2 protein-coding genes are annotated in these 4,306 nt (G+C 39.7%); one reads left to right on the top strand and one right to left on the bottom strand.

Going from position 1 to position 4,306, the window contains the following annotated elements; all coding sequences use genetic code 11:
* The first annotated feature begins 123 nt into the window (after nucleotides 1-123).
* Complete coding sequence (locus tag A3712_RS21635) at nucleotides 124-3,555, top strand: hypothetical protein (protein ID WP_063525002.1); 3,432 nt, start codon at nucleotides 124-126, stop codon at nucleotides 3,553-3,555.
* 153 nt (nucleotides 3,556-3,708) lie between these two features.
* Here A3712_RS21635 and accD read toward each other — a convergent pair.
* A partial coding sequence (accD, locus tag A3712_RS21630) for an acetyl-CoA carboxylase, carboxyltransferase subunit beta (protein WP_063525001.1) occupies nucleotides 3,709-4,306 on the bottom strand: 598 nt, incomplete at its 5' end.

The following is a 4,306-nucleotide window of genomic DNA, read 5'->3' as shown; positions in this document are numbered from 1 at the left end:
TAAATTAGTAAATTAGTAAATTAGTAAATTACTGATTGTTGATATAAATAAAGGTGTTTAAATATTAATATAATGTAAGTTATCATCAATATCCCAACTAAAGTATCAATAAGGAAATAGCTTGTGTTATTAAATGGTTCACATAGAGATGTGGATATTAAAGAAATTGAAGGTATATGCTCAAATAGTGATAGCAACCTAGAAAAAATAAAAAAAATGTCTCAAATTCTAGAGGTTGTTAACAAGGAGCTTGCTGAGTATGAAACTCTTTCTTTAAAGGATTACAAGGCTATCGATGATAAGCACTACGTAAGACACTATATAGTCAGCAAGATTAACGACTTAAATAGCTTGATTTTCATACAAAACTTAAAAGTAAGTGTGATGAATACGATTAGCTATCGATATAAAAGTGGTGAAAAATCTAGAAACCTCGCAGTTAAATCAAGCATTGCGAGAACAATGATTTATATCGAGAACCTTCTCGAGCGTCGCGACGAAGGCCTGTTAGGGGAACCATTGAATAGTACAATCAAGAGCTTAAAGCACAGCGAAAGTAGTTTGTACTTTAGGTTAGAAAGCGCTCTGATTTACACATTTTTTAAAGCAGAAAAGCGCCGAGTATTGTTTGCAATCAGCAATTCAGGCTTCAAAGAGGAGATTAAGCTTATTCCCGAATCGGGCGCTAAAATATCAGAGAAAAAAGTAAACGGCATCGTACAAAGAGCGTTAAGCGGTAATATTCATGATAGTTTAGATGAATTTAATATAGCTAGGGTACTTAATGATGCTACGAGAGAAATAGAGATTTATCATGCTTGCTCTCAAGGTGATGATAAAGCTGCTTTCCGTTTAGCTTTGGCGAAAATGACAGCAATGTCTGATGATATGAGTACTACATTGGATTATTCGGATGAAACCTTCGACCAAATTTTATTAAAGAATAATATTCCTAAGAAAGTACTGATCCGAGATAAATCTAGGGATGGACTAGAGTTTCAGGTAATGGATACTATGGCATTATTTTATAATGATGCTTTTAACCTTGAAGATATTGTTGTGTTTGAAAAGCCTCAAGTGGTAGAGAGGTTTAATGATGTCATTGACTTAATTAGTGTGCTTTCTGAGGTCATGGAACTAGAGGGCGATGATACTAAACCAACTTTATTAATTGAGCAGATTGTAGGAAGAGAAAAGTTCAAATCGGATAGTCAATACTATGCGCAGTTTTTCAATTATAAAAACTCTGCTATCGATCAGGATTTGAACACTCTGATTCGTGATCAATCCATCTATCAAAGTGATTTGAATAGCAATGTCAGCATCATTTCATCCGCAGATATAATATTGCCTTTCTACAGTAAGAATGCGATCAAAAATATTCTTGATGACTATGTGGTTGGCAAAGCAGAGGGAATTGCTGAAGCGTATCGATTGGTAGAAGAGAAATTTCCTAACTGTGATGATTCAGTGAAGGCTTTCATCGCTCTGTTTGCGAATTTGTTTATGTCTGCTCCGACGACTGAGGCAATATCTTTAGCGATAAAACCAGCGGTGCTGATGCTACAAACCCACCTAGGTATGAGCGGCAGAATTGTGCTTGCTAAAGATAGTAACCATCGATACTTCTTAGTCAGCACATTTGCATTCCATCACCGAGTGACCTACCTAGGTGGGGCCGATAACGAGCTTGTTACTCAGTTGATTGAAGCGTTGCCCAAAACAGATGAGAACTGGAAAGATGTATCGTACGAAGCTTTAAACGCTATTTTCTTAAAATTGAATATTCCAACAGGTTTTGACGACACTCAGGAGCAGCCTAAGCCTTTCTTATTGCGCAATCATAGGTTTGATAACTTTATGTGGGACGCAGTACAAGAGACGACGCTCCTAAAATTTAACCTGATTGCTCAGTCGTTTAAAAAGGTTGGCAGCAAAAAACAGTTCCAAGAGAATTATCTTTTGAAAGATTTGGTTGCAAATGAATTTAAGTTATCTCTGAGCGACAAATCGGTTGAAATGAAGGAAGTTCTGTTTACTGAAAGCTCAATGGAAGCCGCATTAAACAACAAGGTTCCGTTTTTACAAGTCGCGCAGAAGATGATAAATGATCCTGATTATGAGGTAAGTATTCAAGATGTTGAATCGATTTTGCTTGATTCAATCGTACTTCTAGCAGACATCATTCCCATTTTTTCCCCAATCGCAAAGGCGTTGAACGTTAACCTTTCTGTTGTTGTTAATGCTTGTGTAGTGAAAAATATTAGAATGATTCGTCTATCTAAAACGGCCTTCATGAGAAGCGTTGTTAACGATATCTCTGACGAATTTATACGCCGTTCTAAATTTATATCGAGCGATGCCATCGGCGATCTAAAAAATAAGATAAGAGCGATTAAAAAGTACAAGTTCATGAAAGAAACCAGTGAACGTTTAGAAACCATCAAAACGATGGGCTTAAGTGGTGGTGCGGGCAGTTTTAAAGTGAATAGTGCTTACGGTACCTCTTCTGTAAACGTTGTACTTGAGACGTTTGACTGGTGTTTCAATGGAAAAGGACCCGTTGGAAAAGTCGTATCGGACAATAAGATTCCATTGCCAGCTCAGCCTGAAGTTTTTCAATCTATCATTGATGAAAAGGTCTCTATAGTAAGGCAGGCGGATGAACCTATTTTGATTTCTGGTTGGCGTTCTCCACAAACTGGACGTATTCATATTTTGGACGGACAGCACAGGTTTATTGCCGCGGCAAAGCTGGGGGTTCCCGTTGAAGTAAAAATCAAAAAATTCGGTACTGTACCAACCCAGGTAGACTGGAGTGGCACGAAGTTTAGCCAATCTACCCCTGCAAAGTACAAGATAAAAGGTGTTCAGAAGCCGATATTCAAAAAAACTGTCGTTCAAAAGGCTACTAATACTAATGTGAAAGTTGAGAACATCCACATTCACCCTGAGCTCAGGATTGGTTCGATTGGCCGACCTAATAAAAACTATTCTACTGGCGCGCAGCTGATGACGTTTTGTGAGAACCTGAAAAATAGCAATGTCGCGGCATTGATCTCCCTTGATTCTGGTATGTCGGCAAGAGAGATCGTATCGCTAACTAAGCAATTAGCGAGTCACAATATTGAGTATATCTCTAACAAGACGACGTATATCAAGGACTTCTTTTCTATCAAAGCTCTTACACAGCCTTCAAGTGAAGATATCGATGGTCTAGCGAATCGGGTTCTCGACTTATTGAATACACGCGAAGGGAATGTGTTGGTCCACTGTGCGTTGGGTGATGGTCGCTCTGGTATGGTTAAATCTGCAGTGATAATGAAACAAATGTTCAATGAGAGCCGTTTAGACTTAAGTAATGTGCTCGAGGGGACTAAGGCTTACGTCAAACCGTCCATCGAATCCGAACAAGCCGTTTTATCATATCTGGATGTGAAAAATAGCATTGATACGATTCGTAAAACCCATCCAAAAGCACTCGAGCGTTCTGATGATATAGAGGTTTTAAATCAATACCTTGAATATCTTCAAAATAAGAGTGCCACTGTCTAATTGACCTTGTACTCGTGTCCGAAGTGATGCTGAGCTGTTAGGTTACACTGCCTCCTCTGAACAAGTAATCGAGCGGGGCAGTGGTTAAATCAATCGTGGAAAAATAAATAGGGCTTAGAGCTGCTGTATATTAAGTGCCTTCGCTCTTTCAGCTCACCCTTTTTGATGGGTGGTATTGGTCATCATAGCTATAAGTCTTGCCACTTTTTTACGCATATCACGCCTATCTACAATCATGTCTAAAGCGCCATGTTCGAGTAAGAATTCACTCTGTTGAAAACTGTCAGGTAGCTTTTCCCGTACCGTTTGTTCAATGACTCTTCGGCCCGCGAAACCGATTCTCGCTTTAGGCTCACCGATATTGATATCACCCAGCATTGCTAAACTGGCTGAGACACCGCCAAAGGTTTGGTCGGTGATTACCGAGATATAAGGTAGTTTAGCTTCAGACAATCGTTTGAGCGCAGCACTGGTTTTCGCCATTTGCATCAACGCCATGAGTGATTCTTGCATGCGCGCCCCCCCGCACGCTGAAAAACATACCAGTGCGCAGCTTGATTCAATTGCTTTATTGACTGCATCGACAAATCGAGCGCCTACAACTGATCCCATTGACCCTGCCATAAAAGCAAACTCGAAAGCACATGCGACAACTGGCATGCCAAGTAGCTCGCCCTTCATCACGACCAGTGCATCTTCCTCACCTGTACTTTTTTGTGCAGAGACCAGTCGTTCGGTATAGCGTTTGTTG

The organism is Vibrio sp. HI00D65, from assembly GCF_001635455.1.
Taxonomy (GTDB): domain Bacteria; phylum Pseudomonadota; class Gammaproteobacteria; order Enterobacterales; family Vibrionaceae; genus Vibrio.
This window is presented reverse-complemented; position numbering and strand designations above follow the sequence as displayed.